This window comes from Acidovorax sp. Root568, from assembly GCF_001427445.1.
Lineage (GTDB): Bacteria > Pseudomonadota > Gammaproteobacteria > Burkholderiales > Burkholderiaceae_C > Acidovorax > Acidovorax delafieldii.
Genome location: NZ_LMGP01000010.1, coordinates 292,699 through 309,169 on the forward strand (window position 1 = coordinate 292,699; position 16,471 = coordinate 309,169).

Annotated in this window: 15 protein-coding genes; 2 read left to right on the plus strand and 13 right to left on the minus strand. The window is 66.2% G+C overall.

Features of this window, described 5'->3' with window-relative positions:
* Positions 1–34 precede the first annotated feature (34 nt).
* Positions 35–289, plus strand: coding sequence for a hypothetical protein (locus ASD75_RS07935; RefSeq protein WP_156400972.1), 255 nt, complete (start codon positions 35–37; stop codon positions 287–289).
* A gap of 171 nt (positions 290–460) precedes the next feature.
* Here ASD75_RS07935 and ASD75_RS07940 read toward each other — a convergent pair whose 3' ends face one another.
* The 6 genes from ASD75_RS07940 to gabT all read right to left on the minus strand — a co-directional run bounded on the left by ASD75_RS07940 (position 461) and on the right by gabT (position 7,867).
* Entirely contained in the window at positions 461–1,957 is a 1,497-nt protein-coding gene (locus tag ASD75_RS07940) for an NAD-dependent succinate-semialdehyde dehydrogenase (protein WP_056744563.1), read from the minus strand.
* A 194-nt stretch (positions 1,958–2,151) separates the two neighbouring features.
* On the minus strand, positions 2,152–2,970 hold the full coding sequence (locus ASD75_RS07945; protein WP_056744565.1) for an ABC transporter permease: 819 nt from the start codon (positions 2,968–2,970) through the stop codon (positions 2,152–2,154).
* A gap of 31 nt (positions 2,971–3,001) precedes the next feature.
* Complete coding sequence (locus ASD75_RS07950; RefSeq protein ID WP_116750417.1) at positions 3,002–4,246, minus strand: ABC transporter permease; 1,245 nt, start codon at positions 4,244–4,246, stop codon at positions 3,002–3,004.
* A gap of 101 nt (positions 4,247–4,347) precedes the next feature.
* A complete protein-coding gene (locus ASD75_RS07955; protein WP_056063211.1) occupies positions 4,348–5,382 on the minus strand; it encodes an ABC transporter substrate-binding protein in 1,035 nt (344 codons plus the stop codon).
* A 52-nt stretch (positions 5,383–5,434) separates the two neighbouring features.
* On the minus strand, positions 5,435–6,544 hold the full coding sequence (locus tag ASD75_RS07960; RefSeq protein WP_056745133.1) for an ABC transporter ATP-binding protein: 1,110 nt from the start codon (positions 6,542–6,544) through the stop codon (positions 5,435–5,437).
* Between the two features lie 30 nt (positions 6,545–6,574).
* Positions 6,575–7,867 (minus strand): 4-aminobutyrate--2-oxoglutarate transaminase, encoded by a 1,293-nt coding sequence (gene gabT / locus ASD75_RS07965; protein WP_056744567.1) that lies wholly within the window; start codon positions 7,865–7,867, stop codon positions 6,575–6,577.
* 202 nt (positions 7,868–8,069) lie between these two features.
* On the opposite strand from gabT, the gene ASD75_RS07970 reads away from it, so the two are divergent.
* Positions 8,070–9,506: a PLP-dependent aminotransferase family protein gene (locus tag ASD75_RS07970; RefSeq protein ID WP_056065047.1), complete on the plus strand. Its 1,437-nt coding sequence runs from the start codon at positions 8,070–8,072 to the stop codon at positions 9,504–9,506.
* Between the two features lie 275 nt (positions 9,507–9,781).
* Here the strand turns inward: ASD75_RS07970 and ASD75_RS07975 are convergent, their stop codons facing one another.
* From ASD75_RS07975 to ASD75_RS08005, 7 genes are all read right to left on the minus strand, one after another.
* Positions 9,782–10,456 (minus strand): GntR family transcriptional regulator, encoded by a 675-nt coding sequence (locus ASD75_RS07975; protein WP_056744569.1) that lies wholly within the window; start codon positions 10,454–10,456, stop codon positions 9,782–9,784.
* Positions 10,457–10,523: 67 nt separating this feature from the next.
* The gene (locus tag ASD75_RS07980) at positions 10,524–11,549 is read right to left on the minus strand and encodes a TRAP transporter substrate-binding protein (RefSeq protein WP_056744571.1); all 1,026 of its coding nucleotides are present in this window, start codon (positions 11,547–11,549) and stop codon (positions 10,524–10,526) included.
* A 57-nt stretch (positions 11,550–11,606) separates the two neighbouring features.
* On the minus strand, positions 11,607–12,872 hold the full coding sequence (locus ASD75_RS07985; RefSeq protein ID WP_056744573.1) for a TRAP transporter large permease: 1,266 nt from the start codon (positions 12,870–12,872) through the stop codon (positions 11,607–11,609).
* A 37-nt stretch (positions 12,873–12,909) separates the two neighbouring features.
* Positions 12,910–13,545 carry a TRAP transporter small permease gene (locus ASD75_RS07990; RefSeq protein WP_056744575.1) on the minus strand — a complete coding sequence of 212 codons (636 nt, stop codon included), beginning with the start codon at positions 13,543–13,545 and terminating at the stop codon, positions 12,910–12,912.
* 149 nt (positions 13,546–13,694) lie between these two features.
* Positions 13,695–15,062: an FAD/NAD(P)-binding oxidoreductase gene (locus tag ASD75_RS07995; RefSeq protein ID WP_235511574.1), complete on the minus strand. Its 1,368-nt coding sequence runs from the start codon at positions 15,060–15,062 to the stop codon at positions 13,695–13,697.
* The gene (locus tag ASD75_RS08000; RefSeq protein WP_056744579.1) at positions 15,059–15,346 is read right to left on the minus strand and encodes a 2Fe-2S iron-sulfur cluster-binding protein; all 288 of its coding nucleotides are present in this window, start codon (positions 15,344–15,346) and stop codon (positions 15,059–15,061) included. Before ASD75_RS08000 ends, ASD75_RS07995 begins: the two co-directional genes overlap by 4 nt.
* On the minus strand, positions 15,343–16,458 hold the full coding sequence (locus tag ASD75_RS08005) for an FAD-binding oxidoreductase (RefSeq protein WP_056744581.1): 1,116 nt from the start codon (positions 16,456–16,458) through the stop codon (positions 15,343–15,345). Before ASD75_RS08005 ends, ASD75_RS08000 begins: the two co-directional genes overlap by 4 nt.
* Positions 16,459–16,471 lie beyond the last annotated feature (13 nt).

The following is a 16,471-nucleotide window of genomic DNA, read 5'->3' on the forward strand; positions in this document are numbered from 1 at the left end:
TATCCGATACACTGCGGGCCGCATGGACGCGCACATGAAACCGATGACTCTGACGGCTTGGCTCTGGCGGGCGGTGCTGGCCGCAGGTGTGGCTGGCTGCGCCTACACACCCCCCGCGCCGTTCGTTGTTGTTGGCAACGGGAAGTCGGTATCCATTAACTGGGAAAATTCAACGCTGGGCCCTGACGGAGCCCTCAATGCGGCCGAAAAACATTGCGCACGATATGGCCTGGGGGCAGAACTGTCGGCCCAGGTCAGTCGCTTTGAAGTGATCTACCGCTGCGTGTAAGCCCCTCGCTGCAGACGCGCAAGAGACTTCGGGCGCCAAAGCGCGCAGGGACGCAATCCACCTGCGCTTTCAGACATTTTGGGCTCGAAGCGCTACAAATATCTGCCTGTAAAGCTATAAAAATAATAGCTATTCACCGGCAGAGCGAAGCGACAGCTCCCTGGCATTCGCTCATTGGCCGCTCTGGATGTCGCCCAGGCACAGGTATTTGATCTCCACATAGTCGTCCATGCCGTAGTGCGAGCCTTCGCGGCCCAGGCCCGACTGCTTGACGCCGCCAAAGGGTACGTGCTCTGTGGCCAGAATGCCCACGTTGGCACCGACCATGCCGTATTCCAGCGCCTCGGTCACGCGGAAGATGCGACCCACGTCGCGGCTGTAGAAGTAGCTGGCCAGGCCGAACTCGGTGTTGTTGGCTGCGTCGATGGCTTCCTGCTCGGTCTTGAACTTGAACACGGGCGCAAACGGGCCAAAGGTTTCTTCGCGGGCACACAGCATGTCGGCCGACGCATTGGCCACCACCGTGGGCTCGAAGAACTGCCCGGAGCCCAGACTCTTGAGCCGCTGGCCGCCAGCCACCACCTGGCCGCCCTTGGCCAGCGCGTCGTCCACGTGGCGCTGCACCTTGGCCAGCGCGGCTTCCTCGATCAGCGGGCCCTGGTTCACACCGGCTTCAAAGCCATTGCCCACCTTGGCCGTCTTGACCTTGGCGGCGAACTTGGCCACGAACTCGTCGTACACGCCTTCCTGCACATAAAAGCGGTTGGTGCACACGCAGGTCTGGCCCGCGTTGCGGTACTTGCTGGCAAAGGCACCTTCCACGGCGCTGTCGATATCGGCGTCGTCGAACACGATGAAGGGCGCATTGCCACCCAGCTCCAGCGACATCTTCTTGACCGTGGGGGCCGACTGCGCCATCAGGATGCGGCCCACTTCGGTGCTGCCCGTGAAGCTGATGTGGCGCACCACGTCGCTCGCACACAGCACCTTGCCGATGGCAATCGAGTTGTCGCTGTCTGCGGGCAGGATGTTGAACACACCGGCCGGAATGCCCGCGCGGATGGCCAGTTCGGCGGCGGCCAGGGCGGTGAGCGGCGTCAGCTCGGCCGGCTTGATGACCACGGGGCAGCCCGCAGCCAGCGCAGGCGCGACCTTGCGGGTGATCATGGCCAGCGGGAAGTTCCATGGCGTGATGGCCGCGCACACGCCGATGGGTTGCTTGAGCACCAGCAGGCGGCGGTTGTTGTCAAACTGGGGCAGGGTCTCGCCGTTGATGCGCTTGGCCTCTTCGGCAAACCATTCCACAAAGCTCGCGCCGTAGGCGACCTCGCCCTTGGCTTCTGGCAGGGGCTTGCCCTGTTCGGCGGTCATGATGCGGCCCAGGTCGTCCTGGTTCGCCATCAGCAGGTCAAACCACTTGCGCAGGATGATGCTGCGCTCCTTGGCGGTCTTGGTTTTCCAGGGGCCCCAGGCGGCGTTTGCGGCGGCAATGGCGGCCTCGGCATCCTGCGGGCCCAGATTGGCCACGTCGGCCAGCTTCAGGCCCGTGGCTGGGTCGTTCACGTCAAAGCGGCTGCTGCCCGCCACCCATTGGCCGTTGATGAGGCCGTCAGTCTTGAGCAGCGTGGGGTCGTTCAGCAGTGTGAGGGGAGATGTCTTCATGTCCATGGGAATACTTCCGGGAGAGGTGACGAAACAGAGGGCGAGCAGAAAAGAGAAGGGGTGCAGAGCGGGTAGCCAACGACCCGCGTACATCTAGCCAAAGGCTAGCATGGGCGGGGCTGCGCAATGCGTCGCCAAAGTGGCACCGGCAACAGGGGCATGGGTGGGGATGCGTGCGCTGGTGAACACGGCCTGCGCCATCATGCGCGCCGGCCCCGCAGCCACTCCAACGCCAGCAAGAGGCTGGTGGTGAAGAGGATGAGCAGTGTGGCCACGGCGGCAATGGTGGGCGAAATGTTCTCGCGGATGCCATTGAACATCTGGCGCGGCAGCGTGGACTGGTCGGCCCCGGCCAGGAAGAGGGTGACCACCACTTCATCAAAGGAGGTGGCAAACGCAAACAGCGCGCCGGAGATCACGCCCGGCGCAATCACCGGCAGCGTCACGCGGAAGAAGGTGTTGAGCGGTGTCTCACCCAGGCTCAGCGAGGCGCGCACCAGGTTGTGGTTGAAGCCCGCCAGCGTGGCCAGCACGGTGGTCAGCACAAAGGGTGCGCCCAGGGCTGCGTGCACGATGATGAGGCCGATGTAGCTGTCGGCCAGGCCCAGCGGCGCGAAGTACAGGTAGGTGGCCACGCCCACCACGATGATGGGCACCACCATGGGAGCAATCAGGATGGCCATGAGCAGTCCCTTGAACCGGAAGTCCGCCCGCGACAGGCCCACGGCGGCCAGGGTGCCCAGCACAGTGGCAATCATCGTGGCTGCGGGCGCCACGATGAAGCTGTTGCGCGTGGCACGGGCCCATTCGGCCGACTCGAACAGGTTGCGGTACCACTTGAGCGACCAGCCGTGGATGGGGTAGGCGAGGAACGAGCTTTCGGAGAACGACAGCGGCACCATCACCAGGATGGGGGCCAGCAGGAACACCAGCACGGACACGCACAGTGCGCGCACGGCCCACCAGCCGAGCTTGTCGGCCAACGTGGCGTACAGGGGGAATTGGGGCAAGCGAAACATGGTCAGCGACTTTCAGCTTTGGAGGGAGTGATCAGCCCAGACTCAATTCGGCTTTGCCAATGCGGCGGTACACGCCGTACAGCAGCAGCGTGGCAGCCAGCAGCAGGGCACCCAGCGCGCAGGCCATGCCCCAGTTCACTTCCACGTTGGTGTAGCGGGCGATGTAGTAGCTCAGCATCTGGTCATCGGCCCCGCCCAGCAGTGCGGGCGTGACGTAGTAGCCAATGGCCAGGATGAACACCAGCAGCGCACCCGCGCCAATGCCGGGGTAGGTTTGCGGCACATACACCCGAAAGAACGCGGCAATCGGCGAGCTGCCCAGCGACACCGCCGCGCGCAGGTAGGTGGGCGGCACGCTTTTCATCACGCTGTACAGCGGCAGGATCATGAACGGCAGCAGGATGTGCACCATGGCAATCACCACGCCCGTGCGGTTGAACAGCAGCGCCAGCGGCTGTTCGATCAGGCCCAGGCCCATCAGGCCCCGGTTGACCAGGCCTTCGGATTGCAGCAGCACGATCCAAGCGGCCACACGCACCAGGATCGAGGTCCAGAAAGGCACCAGCACCAGGATCATCAGCACGTTGGCCGAACGCGCAGGCAATGAGGCGAGCCACCAGGCCAGCGGGTAGCCCACCAGCAGGCACACCAGTGTGACCACCAGGCTGATGTGGAACGTGCGCAGCAGGATGCCGCCGAAGGCGCGCTGCTCCTCGGGCATGCGTTCGACCTGGCCCAGTGCGTCGCGCTGCAGGTCCACCGATGCAAGCAGGTAGTCGGGCGTCCAGCGGGCGCCGTTCTTGGCTATGGCGCGCCAGAAGGGTGCCTCGCCCCAGCGGGGGTCGGCGCCCAGCAGGCGCTCCCTGATGGCGTCGGCAGAACCTTCAAAAGGCAGGTCGCGGTAGGCCCCCATCACCATGGAGCGTGCGCCCGGTACCTCGGAGTTGAGCCGGCGCGCCAGGGCGCCAGCGTCCGAACGGTCGGGCAGGCGGGCGAGATCGCCCACCAGCGCGGCGTAGGCCGCCGCCGGTGGTGCGTCGCGCCGGTCCCAGCCGTCCAGGGCACGCATGGTGCCGGGCAGCGCGTTGGCCACCTCGGGGTTCTCCACCGCGCGCTGCAGCAGCGCGGCAATGGGCACCAGCAGCGTGAGCAGCAGAAACACCAGCAAGGGCAGCGTGAGGCTGAACGCCCGCCATTTGCGCCGCACTTCGGCGCGGGCCAGGGCTTTGCGCAGCGCGCCGGGGGCGTGGCTGTCCTGTGCGCGGTGCGGGGCCATATCAGGGGCGTTCATGGCGATCACGCCGGAGTGGGCTTGCATGGTGGTGGGCTCTGTCTGCTGCTGGTGTGGGCTCATGGCTCAGGCGGTCGGGCGCAGGCTTACTGCGTGGCCCAGGCGGCAAAGCGCTTTTCCAGCGCCTCGCCCTGGTCGGCCCAGAAGCCCACGCTGAACTGCAGGGCCTCCTTGGCGTTGGTGGCCGAGGTGGGCAGGTCGTCCAGCACCTTCTTGTCCAGCGACGCCAGGGCCTTGGTGTTGGCCGGGCCATAGGCAATGTTCTGTGCATAGGCGGCTTGCTGTGGGGTCTGCATCGTGAAGGCGATGAACTTCACAGCAGCATCCTTGTTGGGTGTGCCCTTGGGGATGGCCCAGTAGTCCAGGTCGTAGATGCCGCCGGGCCAGTAGATCTTGAGGTTGCGGCCTTCGCGATTGGCGGCGTCGATGCGGCCGTTGAACACCGTGGTCAGGGTCACATCGCCTGCGACCAGGAACTGGGGCGCCTGGGCACCGGCCTCCCACCACTGGATGTTGGGCTTGAGTTCGGTCAGCTTCTTGAACGCGCGGTCGGCGCCGTCCTTGGTGGCCAGCACCTTGTACACGTCGGCGGGCTTCACGCCATCGGCCAGCAGCGCAAATTCGAGGTTGTAGCGCGCGCCCTTGCGCATGCCGCGCTTGCCCGGGATCTTCTTGGTGTCCCAGAAGTCAGCCCAGCTGGTGGGTGGGGTCTTGAGCTTGTCGCCGTTGTAGGCCATGACGGTGGACCACACAAAGATGCCCACGGCGCACTCGTTCACCGCAGCGGGCAGCAGGTCGGCCTTGGGCACGATCTTGCTGTAGTCCAGCTTTTCGTACAGGCCTTCATCGCAGCCGCGCGCGGCGTCGGGCGATTCGACCTCGACCACGTCCCAGGTCACCTTCTTGGCCTCGACCATGGCCTTGACCTTGGCCTGCTCGCCGTTGTACTCCACGGCCACGATCTTGTTGCCAGCCTTTTCGTAGGGCTCGTAGAAGGCCTTCTTTTGTGCATTGGCGTTGGCACCGCCGAAGTTGACGACGGTGAGTTGCTGCTGCGCCAGGCTGGGCAGGGCCAGGCAGGCAGACAGGGCAGCGCAGGCGATCAGGCTCTTGTTTTTCATGGTGCGGTTTCCTAGGGGTTGAGGGAAGGGGACGGGGAACAAAAAATACGGTTCAGTGAATGGTGGGCGCGGCGTAGATGCGCACGGATTCCGTGGGGAACTCCAGCAGCACCGCATCGCCAGGTTCGGGGTGCGGGTTGGCGTCGGCGCGGGTCAGCGGCAGCTTGACGGTGGCCTGCGCCTGGCCGGCGCCGATGTCGCACATCAGGCGCAGGTGGTCGCCGTAATAGATGGCACGGGCCACCGTGGCGCGCAGGGCGGGGGCCTGGGGCGTGGCGCTGGCGGCATGCAGCGCAATGCGCTCGGGGCGGATGCAGGCCTCGGCCGGGGCGCCGGGTGCCAGGTGGTTCACATTGAGGCCGGGCAGGCGCTGGCCGTCAGGCAACTGCAAAGCCCACGCCGTACCACTGCCTTGCAGCGTACCGGTGATGACCGTGCTGTCGCCCACAAAACCCGCCACAAAGCGGTTGGACGGGGTCTCGTACAGTGACTCCACATCGGCCAACTGCTGAATGACACCTTCGTTGAACACCGCCACGCGGTCGCTCATGGTCAGGGCTTCGCCCTGGTCATGGGTCACGTACACAAAGGTCACGCCCAGCTGGCGGTGCAGCTCTTTCAGCTCGATCTGCATGTGCTCGCGCAGCTGTTTGTCCAGCGCGCCCAGGGGCTCGTCCATCAGCACCAGCTGGGGGTTGAACACCAGGGCGCGGGCCAGCGCCACGCGCTGCTGCTGGCCGCCCGACAGGCGTGCGGGCAGGCGGTCGGCCATGCCCGACAGGCGGACCATGTCCAGCGCCTTCTTCACGCGTTCGGCCTGCTCGGCCTTGGGCACCTTGCGCACGGTGAGCGGGTAAGCCACGTTCTGCCCCACGGTGAGGTGGGGGAACAGCGCGTAGTTCTGGAACACCATGCCAAAGTTGCGCTTGTGCGGCGGCGTGCGCGTGATCTGCTTGCCATCGAGCAGGATGTCGCCCGCCGTGGGCGACTCGAAGCCGGCCAGCATCATCAGCGTGGTGGTCTTGCCAGAGCCCGAAGGCCCCAGCAGGCTCAGGAACTCGCCGCGCTGGATGTCCAGGTCCAGCGCACGCACCACAAGCTGTTCGCCGTCGTAGGTTTTTTGCACGCCGCTGAAGCGGACCAGGGGTTCTGCGTGGTTCATGGTGGTGGGGGCAATCAAGGGAGAAGGGATTCAGCCCACAGCCGCGAAGCTGTCGGCCAGGATGGCCAGGCCTTCGTGCAGCAGTTCGTCCGATGCAGTCAGGGGCACCAGGATGCGGATCACGTTGCCGTAAGTGCCGCAGGACAGCAGGATGAGCCCGCGCCGCGCGGCTTCGGCCACGACCTTTTTGGTCAGTGCGGCGTCGGGGCGGTGTAGATCGCCGTTTTCAAACAGCTCGATCGCCACCATGGCACCCAGGCCGCGCACGTCGCCGATGGCGGGTACTTTGGCGGCCATTGCTTTCAGGGCACTGACCAGCAGCGCGCCCATGTCCTGGCTGCGGGCCAGCAGGTTTTCCTGCTCGAACGCATCGATCACCGCCAGGGCTGCCGCGCAGGCCACCGGGCTGCCCGCATAGGTGCCGCCCAGGCCGCCAGCTGCAGGCGCGTCGATGACGTCAGCGCGGCCCACCACGCCCGACAGGGGGAAGCCGCCCGCCAGCGACTTGGCGGTGGTGATGAGGTCGGGGGCCACCGGCCATTGTTCGCAGGCGAACCACGTGCCCGTGCGGCCCGCGCCAGTCTGCACTTCGTCGGCAATCAGCAGGATGCCGTACCGGTCTGCGAGGGCCTTGAGGCCGGTGATGAACTCGGGCGGGGCCACATAGAAGCCGCCTTCGCCCTGCACGGGCTCGACGATGAAGGCGGCCACGCGCTCGGGCTCGATGTCGTTCTTGAAGATCAGCTCCACCGAATGCAGGGCCTGCTCCACGCTCACGCCATGCAGTGCGTTGGGGAACAGCGCGTGGTAGGTCTCACCCGGGAACGGACCAAAACCCACCTTGTACGGAACGACCTTGCCGGTGAGGCCCAGCGTGAGGTTGGTGCGGCCGTGGTAGCCGCCCGTGAAGGCGATCACGCCAGGGCGCTTGGTGTAGGCGCGGGCGATCTTGATGGCGTTTTCCACGGCCTCGGCGCCGGTGGTGAGCAGCAGGCTCTTTTTGGCAAACGCGCCGGGGGCCAGCGTGTTAAGGCGCTCGCACACTTCCACGTACGGTTCGTACGCCACCACCTGAAAGCAGGTGTGGGTGTACAGGTCCAGCTGGGCCTTGACGGCGGCGATCACGCCAGCGTGCAGGTGGCCGGTGTTGAGCACCGCGATGCCACCGGCAAAGTCGATGAAGCGGCGGCCCTCCACATCCCACAGCTCGGCGTTGCGGGCCTTGTGGATGAAGAGTTCATGGGCCTGGCCCACGCCCCGGGCCACTGCGGCGTGGCGGCGGGTGAGGAGGGCGGCGTTGGTGAAATGGCGGTCTTGCTGCATGGTGTGGGCGGTGGCTGTGAAGGACAAAAAAGGGAATGAAAACCAGGAATGGGGCGAATTCTGGAATCCACGCCACGGCCCGTCCATGTACAGCGCAGCGCTGTTTGGCGCGCACTGTGCAGGTCTAGAATCCTGTACAGGCAATCCCTGATTTGGTGTGCGCCAACCCAGTGCACAATTCGCCCCCTTTTTTGCTCCCCTGATGCTCACTCTCAGCCCCGACCTCCAGACACCTCTGGTCAGCCAGATCGTCGATGGTCTGCGGGGGCTCATCGCCGGGCAGGTGCTCAAACCCGGCAGCAAACTCCCGTCCATCCGCGCTTTTGCTGCTGCGCACGGGGTGAGCGTGTTCACCGTGGTCGAGGCCTACGACCGCCTGGTGGCGCAGGGCTGGCTGGTGTCGCGGGCCAATGCAGGCTTTTTTGTGAAGCGGCGGGGCGACGAGGGCGCTGCGCCCGGCACTGGTGCGCCCGAGCGGGCCGTGCCCCGTTTTGATGCGCGCTGGTACCTCAAACAAATTTTTGAAAACCGCAACCTGCCCATGAAACCGGGCTGCGGCTGGCTGCCGCACGACTGGCTGTTTGGCGATGCGGTCAAACGCAGCATGCGCCAGCTGTCGTCCGATGGGCCCGAGCTGGACGGCTATGGCCTGCCGCACGGCCACATGGCGCTGCGCATGGTGGTGGCCGAGTCGCTGGCCGAACACCATCTGGCGGTGGACGCCGACCAGGTGCTGCTCACGCAGGGCTCCAGCCAGGCGCTGGACCTGGTGGCGCGTCGCCTCGTCAAGCCTGGCGATGTGGTGCTGGTGGACGACCCCGGCTATCCCAACCTGCTGTTCATGTTGCGCTTTGCGGGAGCGCAAGTGGTGGGTGTGCCGCGCACCGCCACCGGCTACGACCTGCCCGCCCTGGAGGCCCTGCTGGCCGAGCGCCAGCCCACGGTGTTCTTCACGCAGCCGCGCCTGCAAAGCCCCACCTGCTCGGTGGCATCGGTGGCGCACCTGCACCGGCTGCTGCAACTGGCCGAGCAGCACAACTTCATGCTGGTGGAGAACGACATCTACGCCGACATGGACCCCGGTGTGCGTCCCTCGCTGGCCAGCCTGGACCAGCTCAACCGCGTGATCTACCTGGGCAGCTTCTCCAAGACGATTTCGCCCAATCTGCGCACCGGCTTTCTGGCGGCGCGGCGTGACCTGCTCGACGAGCTGGTGCAGCTCAAGATGATCTCGGGCCTGACCTCGTCAGAGATCACCGAGCGCATCACGTTTGGTGTAGTGACGGATGGACGCTGGCGCAAGCACCTCAAGTCGCTGCGCGAACGCCTGGCCGAGGCGCACCGCACGGTGGGGCGGCGCTTGCTGAACCTGGGGTTCGAGCTGTTCCACGAGCCCGAGGCGGGCATGTACCTGTGGGCCCGGCACCCCGACCTGCCCGACAGTGCCGAGCTGTCGAAAGAGGCCACCGGTGCGGGCATCATGCTCGGGCCGGGTCAGCTGTTTCTGGTGGAGCCCCGGCCTACGGGCTGGCTGCGGTTTAACGTGGCGTTCAGCCAGGACGAGCGGATGTGGCGCTTTCTGGAGCAGCGCATCGAGATGGGCCAGCAGGTGGCGGAACAGGGCAGTTCCCTGGCCTGAGTACGCGGTTTGAAGCGTTTTGGGGCGGATGCGCTAGTGCAATATGCCTGGATTGCTATCAAATAGATAGTGATTGACGCAGCTGCCCGTGGCCCGGGGGGCTGGTCCATAGGGACCCTCTGCACGAATCACCGCGTCGTGTGCATCAGCGGGCTCGGGCGGTCTGCTGCGTTGCAAATACTCGCAATAGCTACGGCTATTGCTGCGTTTTGCGCCTTGCAACCCCTCCCGATCCGCTGCGCTCACTTGGCCAGCGAGATTCGTGCAGAGGGTCCCTAGCGGTCGATGATGCGCCGCGCAAAGCGCTCCAGGTACTCCATCAGCTGCTCCGCGCCCGCCACGGCCTGGGCTTCGTCGCCACTGGCAATGCCCTGCGCCAGTTGCATGTGCGCGCGGGCACCCTCTGACACCTCGCCCTCGTGCTGGTAGGCGTACCAGAAGCGGCGGCACTGCACGATGAGCGGTTGCACGCATTTGACGGCCGAGTGGTTCTGGCTGGCCTGGTGGGTGACGAGGTCCAGCTCATGGTCGGCCAGCATGTAGTCGTCGAGGTGGCCGCGCGCCGCGGCCTGCACCATGTTCTCCGCACAGCGCACGATGGCCTGGCGCTGCGGCGCGGTGGCGCGGCGTGCGGCGTTGGAGGCCAGCAGGCGCTCCAGTACGCGGCGGGTCTGGATCACGTCCAGGTGGTCGGCCAGATCGATGTGTGACACCAGCAAGCCGCGCCGGGGCTGCTGCACGATGAGCCCGATGGACACCATGCGCAGCAGCGCCTCGCGCACCGGTGTGCGGCCCAGGCCCGTGCTCTCGGCGATCTCGGCCTCCACCACAGGGCTGCCGGGCTGCAGCTGCAGCGTGGAGATCATGGTCTCGATGGCGTCGTAGGCCACGTCCGCCGCGCGCCGCTTGGGCGCGGGGTCTTGCTGGGGGGAGGGGCGGCGGAGTGTCATCGGAAGTGAAGGACGTTGCGGGAGGCCGCATCTTATGGGATGCGGCCCCGGTGACCCCTGCGGACTGTCAGAGGCTGGCGCCCGCCTTGCGCAGCTCGGCAATCTGCGGCGCCTTGGGCAGCCACAGCTTGTCGAACTCCTGGATGATGCCGTCGGGGTTGAACGACGATGCCGTCTTGAAGGCGATGGACGTGCCCTTGAACTTCTCGATCAGCCCGGCCTCGGTGGTCACGATGTCGTTGATCTGCGCATCCAGCGACTGGGCCACCAGCTTGCGGATGATGTCCTTGTCCTTGGCATCCAGCCCTTGCCATATGCGGCCGGAGACCAGCGGCGCGAACGGCATGAACAGGGCGTTCATCTGCAGCAGGGCCTTGGCCACCTTGTCGAAGCGCTGGTTCCACGAGAACTCGATGTCCGCCTCCAGCCCATCCACCTGGCCGTTGCTCATGGCGTCGAACACCTGGGGCGTGGGGATGGGCGTGGGCGCGGCGCCGAGCATTTGATAGAAGTCGCGGTACACGGGCGTGGGGTTGATGCGCAGCTTCATGCCCTTGATGTCGGTGGGCACGTTGATGTCCTTGGTGGAGAACACGGCGCGCATGCCGGTAATGCCCCAGCCCAGGCCAATGGTGCCGGTTTCGCGCGGCAGCACTTCGAGCAGCTTGGTGGCGGAGGGGTGTTTGACGAGTTTGGCCACTGCGGGGGTGGATCGCACGAGGTACGGTGCGTTGATGGCCGCGATGCTGGACACGCGCGAGCCCAGCTCGGCCGCCTGGATCCAGCCCATGTCGAGCGCGCCGGACTGCAGCTGCTGCATCATCGCCGCCTCGTTGCCCAGCTGGCCCGAGTGGAAGACCGTGACGCTCAGGCGGCCATCGGTTTCCTTCTTCAGCGCCTCGCCAAACTGCACGGCAGCGCGGTTCCATGAGTGGCCTGCGGGCGTGATCAGGCCCAGGCGAAACTCCTTGGCGTCGGCGGCACGCACCAGGGCCGGAAAGCCCAGCCCCGTGACGGTGGCAGCGGCCACGGCGTGGCGCTGGATGAAATGGCGGCGGGTGACAGCGGGGGTGTGGGCGGGCTGGGTCGTCATGGTGAACTCCGTGTGAAAGAAATTTGGGAGGGGACGGGAGATTTGCTGGGCGGCGGTCTACTTGAGCAAACCGAGCGACAGGCTGGGGAACAGCGACAACATCACCAGCGCCACGCAGCTGATGATGAAAAACGGCAGCGTGACGATGAACATCTTTCCGGGCTTGGCCCCGGTGACGGCTGACGCGACAAAAAAGCTCAGACCCACGGGTGGGGTCATCAGCCCCAGCACCAGGTTGACGACGATCACCACACCAAAATGGCGCGGGTCGATGTGATAGACCTCGGTGGCAATCGGCAGCAGGATGGGGGCGGTCATGATGAGACCGGGGATGCCGTCGATCACCGTGCCGATGACCAGCAGGATGACGTTGGTGAGCAGCAAGAAGGTGACCGGGTCGTGAGCCACGGTCTGCACCCAGGCGGCGACCATCTGAGGCACCTTGCCGTAGATTAGCAACCACGAGAACACGGCCGCTGCCGCCACCAGAAACAGCACGATGGCGGAGTAAATGGCCGAGCGCAGCAGGATGGCGGGCATGGCGCTGAACCGGAACTCCTTGGTCACATAGCGACCCACCAGGGCCGAGGCCAGCGCGCCCACGGCGGCCGATTCGGTGGGGTTGGCCAGGCCACTCAGGATGGAGCCCACGATGATGATGGGGATCAGCAGCGTGGGGCTCGCCTGCACCACGGTGCGCGCGCGCTGGGCCAGCGTGCGCTTTTCGCTGCGCGGGTAGTTGTAGACAAAGCCCATGAGCGCGATCACGACAAAGAACAGCACGGTGAGCAGCACGCCGGGCAGGATGCCGGCAATCAGCATGTCGCCCACGGCCACCTGGGCCAGCACGCTGTAGACCACAAACATCACCGAGGGCGGGATGATGGGCCCGAGCATGCCGCCGTACACCGTGAGGCCCGCCGCAAAGGTCTTGTCGTAGCCCTGCTTTTCCATCTCGGGCACCATGACTTGCGACATGATGGCCACCTGCGCGGTGGCCGAGCCGATGATGGATGACACCAGCATGTTGGCCAGGATGTTCACGTAGGCCAGCCCCCCTTTGACGGAGCCGATGAAGGCCATGGACAGGTCCACCAGCCGCCGCGTGATGCCGCCGCTGTTCATGATCTCGCCGATCAGGATGAACAGCGGGATGGCGATGAGGCCATAGCTGTCCACCCCGCCGAACATCTGCATGGGGAACGACTGGAACAGCACCGGGCTGCCGATGCTGAGGATGTACACCGCGCCTGACAGGCACAGGCATACGCCGATGGGCACACCCACCATCAAGGCGGCGAGGAAGAACAGGGTGGTGATCATGGTCGGGCTCTGGTGGGTTTTGCGGGCGCAGGGGCGCTCAGTTCACGGCGTCGGCGTTGACTACGTCGAAGCCCGCGTGCTGCACACGCTCTGCGGCTCCCATGTCTTCGAACAGGTTGGCCAGTGCATGCACGCTGAAGGTGGCCGAGAAGATCGGCAGGATGAGTTGCAGCACCCAGGTGGGCCAGTTCAGCGTCTGGGTGCGCTCGGTGTAGATGAAGTTGAAGCTCTCGGCGGCAAACTCCTTGGCGTCAAAGCCGTAGCGCGCAATGCCGATGGGGTCCATCCACACCCAGCACATCACCAGCATGGCCAGGCCAAACAGCAGCACGCCGGACGTGGCCACTACCTTGAATGCCTTGGCGCCCCGCGCGCCGAGGTGGTCGGTCAGCATGGTCACAGCAAAGTCCATGCGCAGCCGCGTCATCACCGAGGCGCCCAAAAAGGTCAGCCAGACCACCGTGTAGACCGCCGCCTCGTCCACCCAGTAGATGGGCATGCCGGTGTAGCGCGTGACGACGTTGAGCAGGATCAGCAGCACCAACAACGTCATGAGGGCGGTGAGCAGATGCCGCTCCATGCGCAGAACCTGCGTGGACAACGCCAGCACCCAGCGGACGGGAGCGCGCGGCGCCGGAGAGTGCGGGGCGGGTGGACTGTTGGGTGTGGGCATGATGGGGTTCCTGGGGAGGAGGGCGCGGCAATGAAAGAAAAGCCTTGTGCTTTTTAATATCTAACAAATATATTTAAAAGCAAGATGGATGCCTGCTGGGTGCGGGTAAGCCCTGAAAGGAAGGACGGGAGAAAACGGCTGCGCGCGCGTCAGCCCGAGGGAGCTGCGGGCTCGCGCTGAGCGCTGGTGGTGGGCGCGGGCGTGCAGGCGGCCAGCGTGCCAATGCGTGTGGGCGCCAGCAGATGCCGTGGGGGCGCAGGCTTCCAGCCAAACAGGTGCTGTGCGGCAGCGCCGCAAATGCGGCCCTGGCACGCGCCCATGCCGCAGCGGGTGTGGAGCTTGGCATCGATCCAGCCGTTGCGATCGGCCAGTGCAGCGTAGGGCACGTCTTCGCAGCGGCACACCAGGGTGCCGGGCTGCGCCAGGGTTTTGAGTGCTTCGTTCAGTGGAAAAGAAGCCTGCAACGCCTGCGCAAAGCGCTCCCAGCGTGCCAGCTGGGGGCGCAGCGCCTGGGCCTGTTGCACCTGTCCCGCCGCAGCATGGCCTGCCATCGCGCCCTGAACCAGTGCACGTTCGCTGCCGCCAAAGCCGGTGGCTTCACCCGCGGCGAACACACCGGGCACGCTGGTGCGCATGTGGGCATCGACAGCCAGGCCCTGGCCACCGCTCAGCGGCCCGCCCAGTGTGCAGCCCAGCATCTGCCCCAGGTGGGTGTTGGGCACCAGCCCGAACCCGCAGGCCACGCGGTCGCAGGCCATGGTTTCTTCGGCGTGTTGGTCTTTGCGCAGCCTCACTGTTTGCACCTGCGTGGTGCCTTGGACTTCCAGCACATGGCTGCTGGCGCGCAACTGCGTGTGAAGCAGCGTGAGGGCTTGCAACGCCTTGGCAGGCCAGCGCGGCAGTTGCGCTGCAAAGCCAGCGAGCGCGCTCCACGGCGCCTGCTCCGCCACGCGCACCACGGTGGCACCCGCTTTGTTGGCGGTGGTGGCAGCGGCCAGCAGCAGAGGGCCAGTGCCTGCAATGACGATGCGCTGGCCGCGCACGTCGAGCCCTGCCTTGATGAGGGCCTGCAAGGCGCCCGCACCGGTCACACCGGGCAACGTCCAGCCCGGAAAGGGCAGCAGCAGCTCGCGGGCTCCGGTGCACAGCACGATGCGGTGGCTGTGCTGGGTCCAGCCCCGGTCAGCGTCTTCCAGCAGCAGGGCCGGGGCTTTGTCGCCGGGTTGGGAATCACCCAGGCCCACCACGCGGGTGCCAGGCAGCAGGCGGATGTTGGTGTGCCGGGCCAGCGCCGCGCGGTGCTGTTGCGCCAGGGCGGGCAAGATCACCTGAGGGCCGTCGCGCCAGATTTGCCCGCCGGGCTGCGGGTTGTCGTCCACGATGGTGATCGCGGCCCCGCTGGATGCGGCAGCGAGGGCGGCCGCCAAACCTGCAGGGCCAGCGCCGATGATGAGGATGTCGCAGCGCTCGTGCGCCGAGTGTTGCTCGGTCATGGATGGGGTCACGGGCTGGTTCATGGCGTGGCGCTCCCGGGTGCTGTGCCGACATCGGTATGAATCGACATGCCCTCGGTGCAGACCGTCTGGCACGCCAGGCGTGTGCGGCCGTGGATGCGGACCCTGCATTCGTGGCACACACCCATGCCACACAGTGGTGCCCGCGCCGCGCCGGTGACAGAGGTGCGTGTGGTGCCGGGTGTTTGCTGCGCCAGCGCGGCGGCGACGCTGGTCCCTGGGGGCACCAGCGAGGGGGTGCCATTCACCACGATGTGCACCAGGGCGGGTGTTCTGGATGGGGTCATGGTGCGCTCAGACCCGCAAAGCGGGCAGGTGCATAGGGCGTGGGGTCGATCGCCGGGGTGCCCCCTGCGATCTGGGCCGCCAGCAACTGCGCGGTGGCCGGGGCGGTGGTTACCCCCAGCCCTTCATGGCCCACGGCCAGCCACAGGTGCGGGTGTTCGGGGTGCGCGCCAATCAGCGGCAGGCTGTCGGGCGTGGCGGCGCGAAAGCCGGTCCAGGTGCGGATGGCGTTGAGGTCGGCCAGGCTGGGCAGGTAGTCGAGCGCACGTTGCAGCATGCGCGCGAGCACGCCGTTGTTGACGGCGGGGGCGGTGGTGTCGAACTCGCGCGACGAGCCGATCAGCAGCTGCCCCGTGGGCCGGGGCTGCACGTTGAAGGCCACCGAGGTGCCATCGCTGTGGTGGGCGCTGGTGATGTAGCCCAGCTCCACCAGTTGGTGGTGGACGGTGCCCGGGTAGCGGTCGGTGATGACAAGGTGGCCCTTTTTGGGGCGCAGCGGCAGGCCGGGGCACAGCCGTGGGGCGTGGATGCCACTGGCCAGCACGATGGCGCCTGCGCTGCGTTGGCTGCCATCGCGCAGAGTGACCGTGTGGCCGTCGATCTGCAGGGCTTCGGCTTGCTCCAACACAAGGCGCCCGTGGGCTGCGGCCTGGTCCAGCAGCCACTGGGCTGCGCGCGGGGCATAGACCACGCTGTCGCCCTGCACCTTGAGCGCGCCCGCCAAACCGGGGCGCAGTGCGGGTTCTGCGCGGGCCAGGGCGGTGGCGTCGAGCATCTCGCAGGCGATGCCATGCGCTTGCAGGGTGGTGCGTTTGTCATGCGCAGCCTGCAGTTCGGCATCGTTGGCAGCGAGCCAGAGCGTGCCGCAAGGGGTGAACGCGCAGCCCGCGTCCATGTGGGGCGCCCAGGCGTGCCAGAGGTCCAGCGATGTCTGGCTCAGCGCCAGTTCTGCCGGGTTGTCGTCCATCACCACCAGGTGGCCCATGCCCGCTGCCGTAGCGCCGCCGAGGCGCGCATCGATGACACGCACCGACAGCCCGGCCAACACCAGCGCATGGGCGCAGGCGGCACCCACGATGCCAGCGCCAATCACAAGGACATCGGTGTGTTGCATGGGGCGCGGGTGC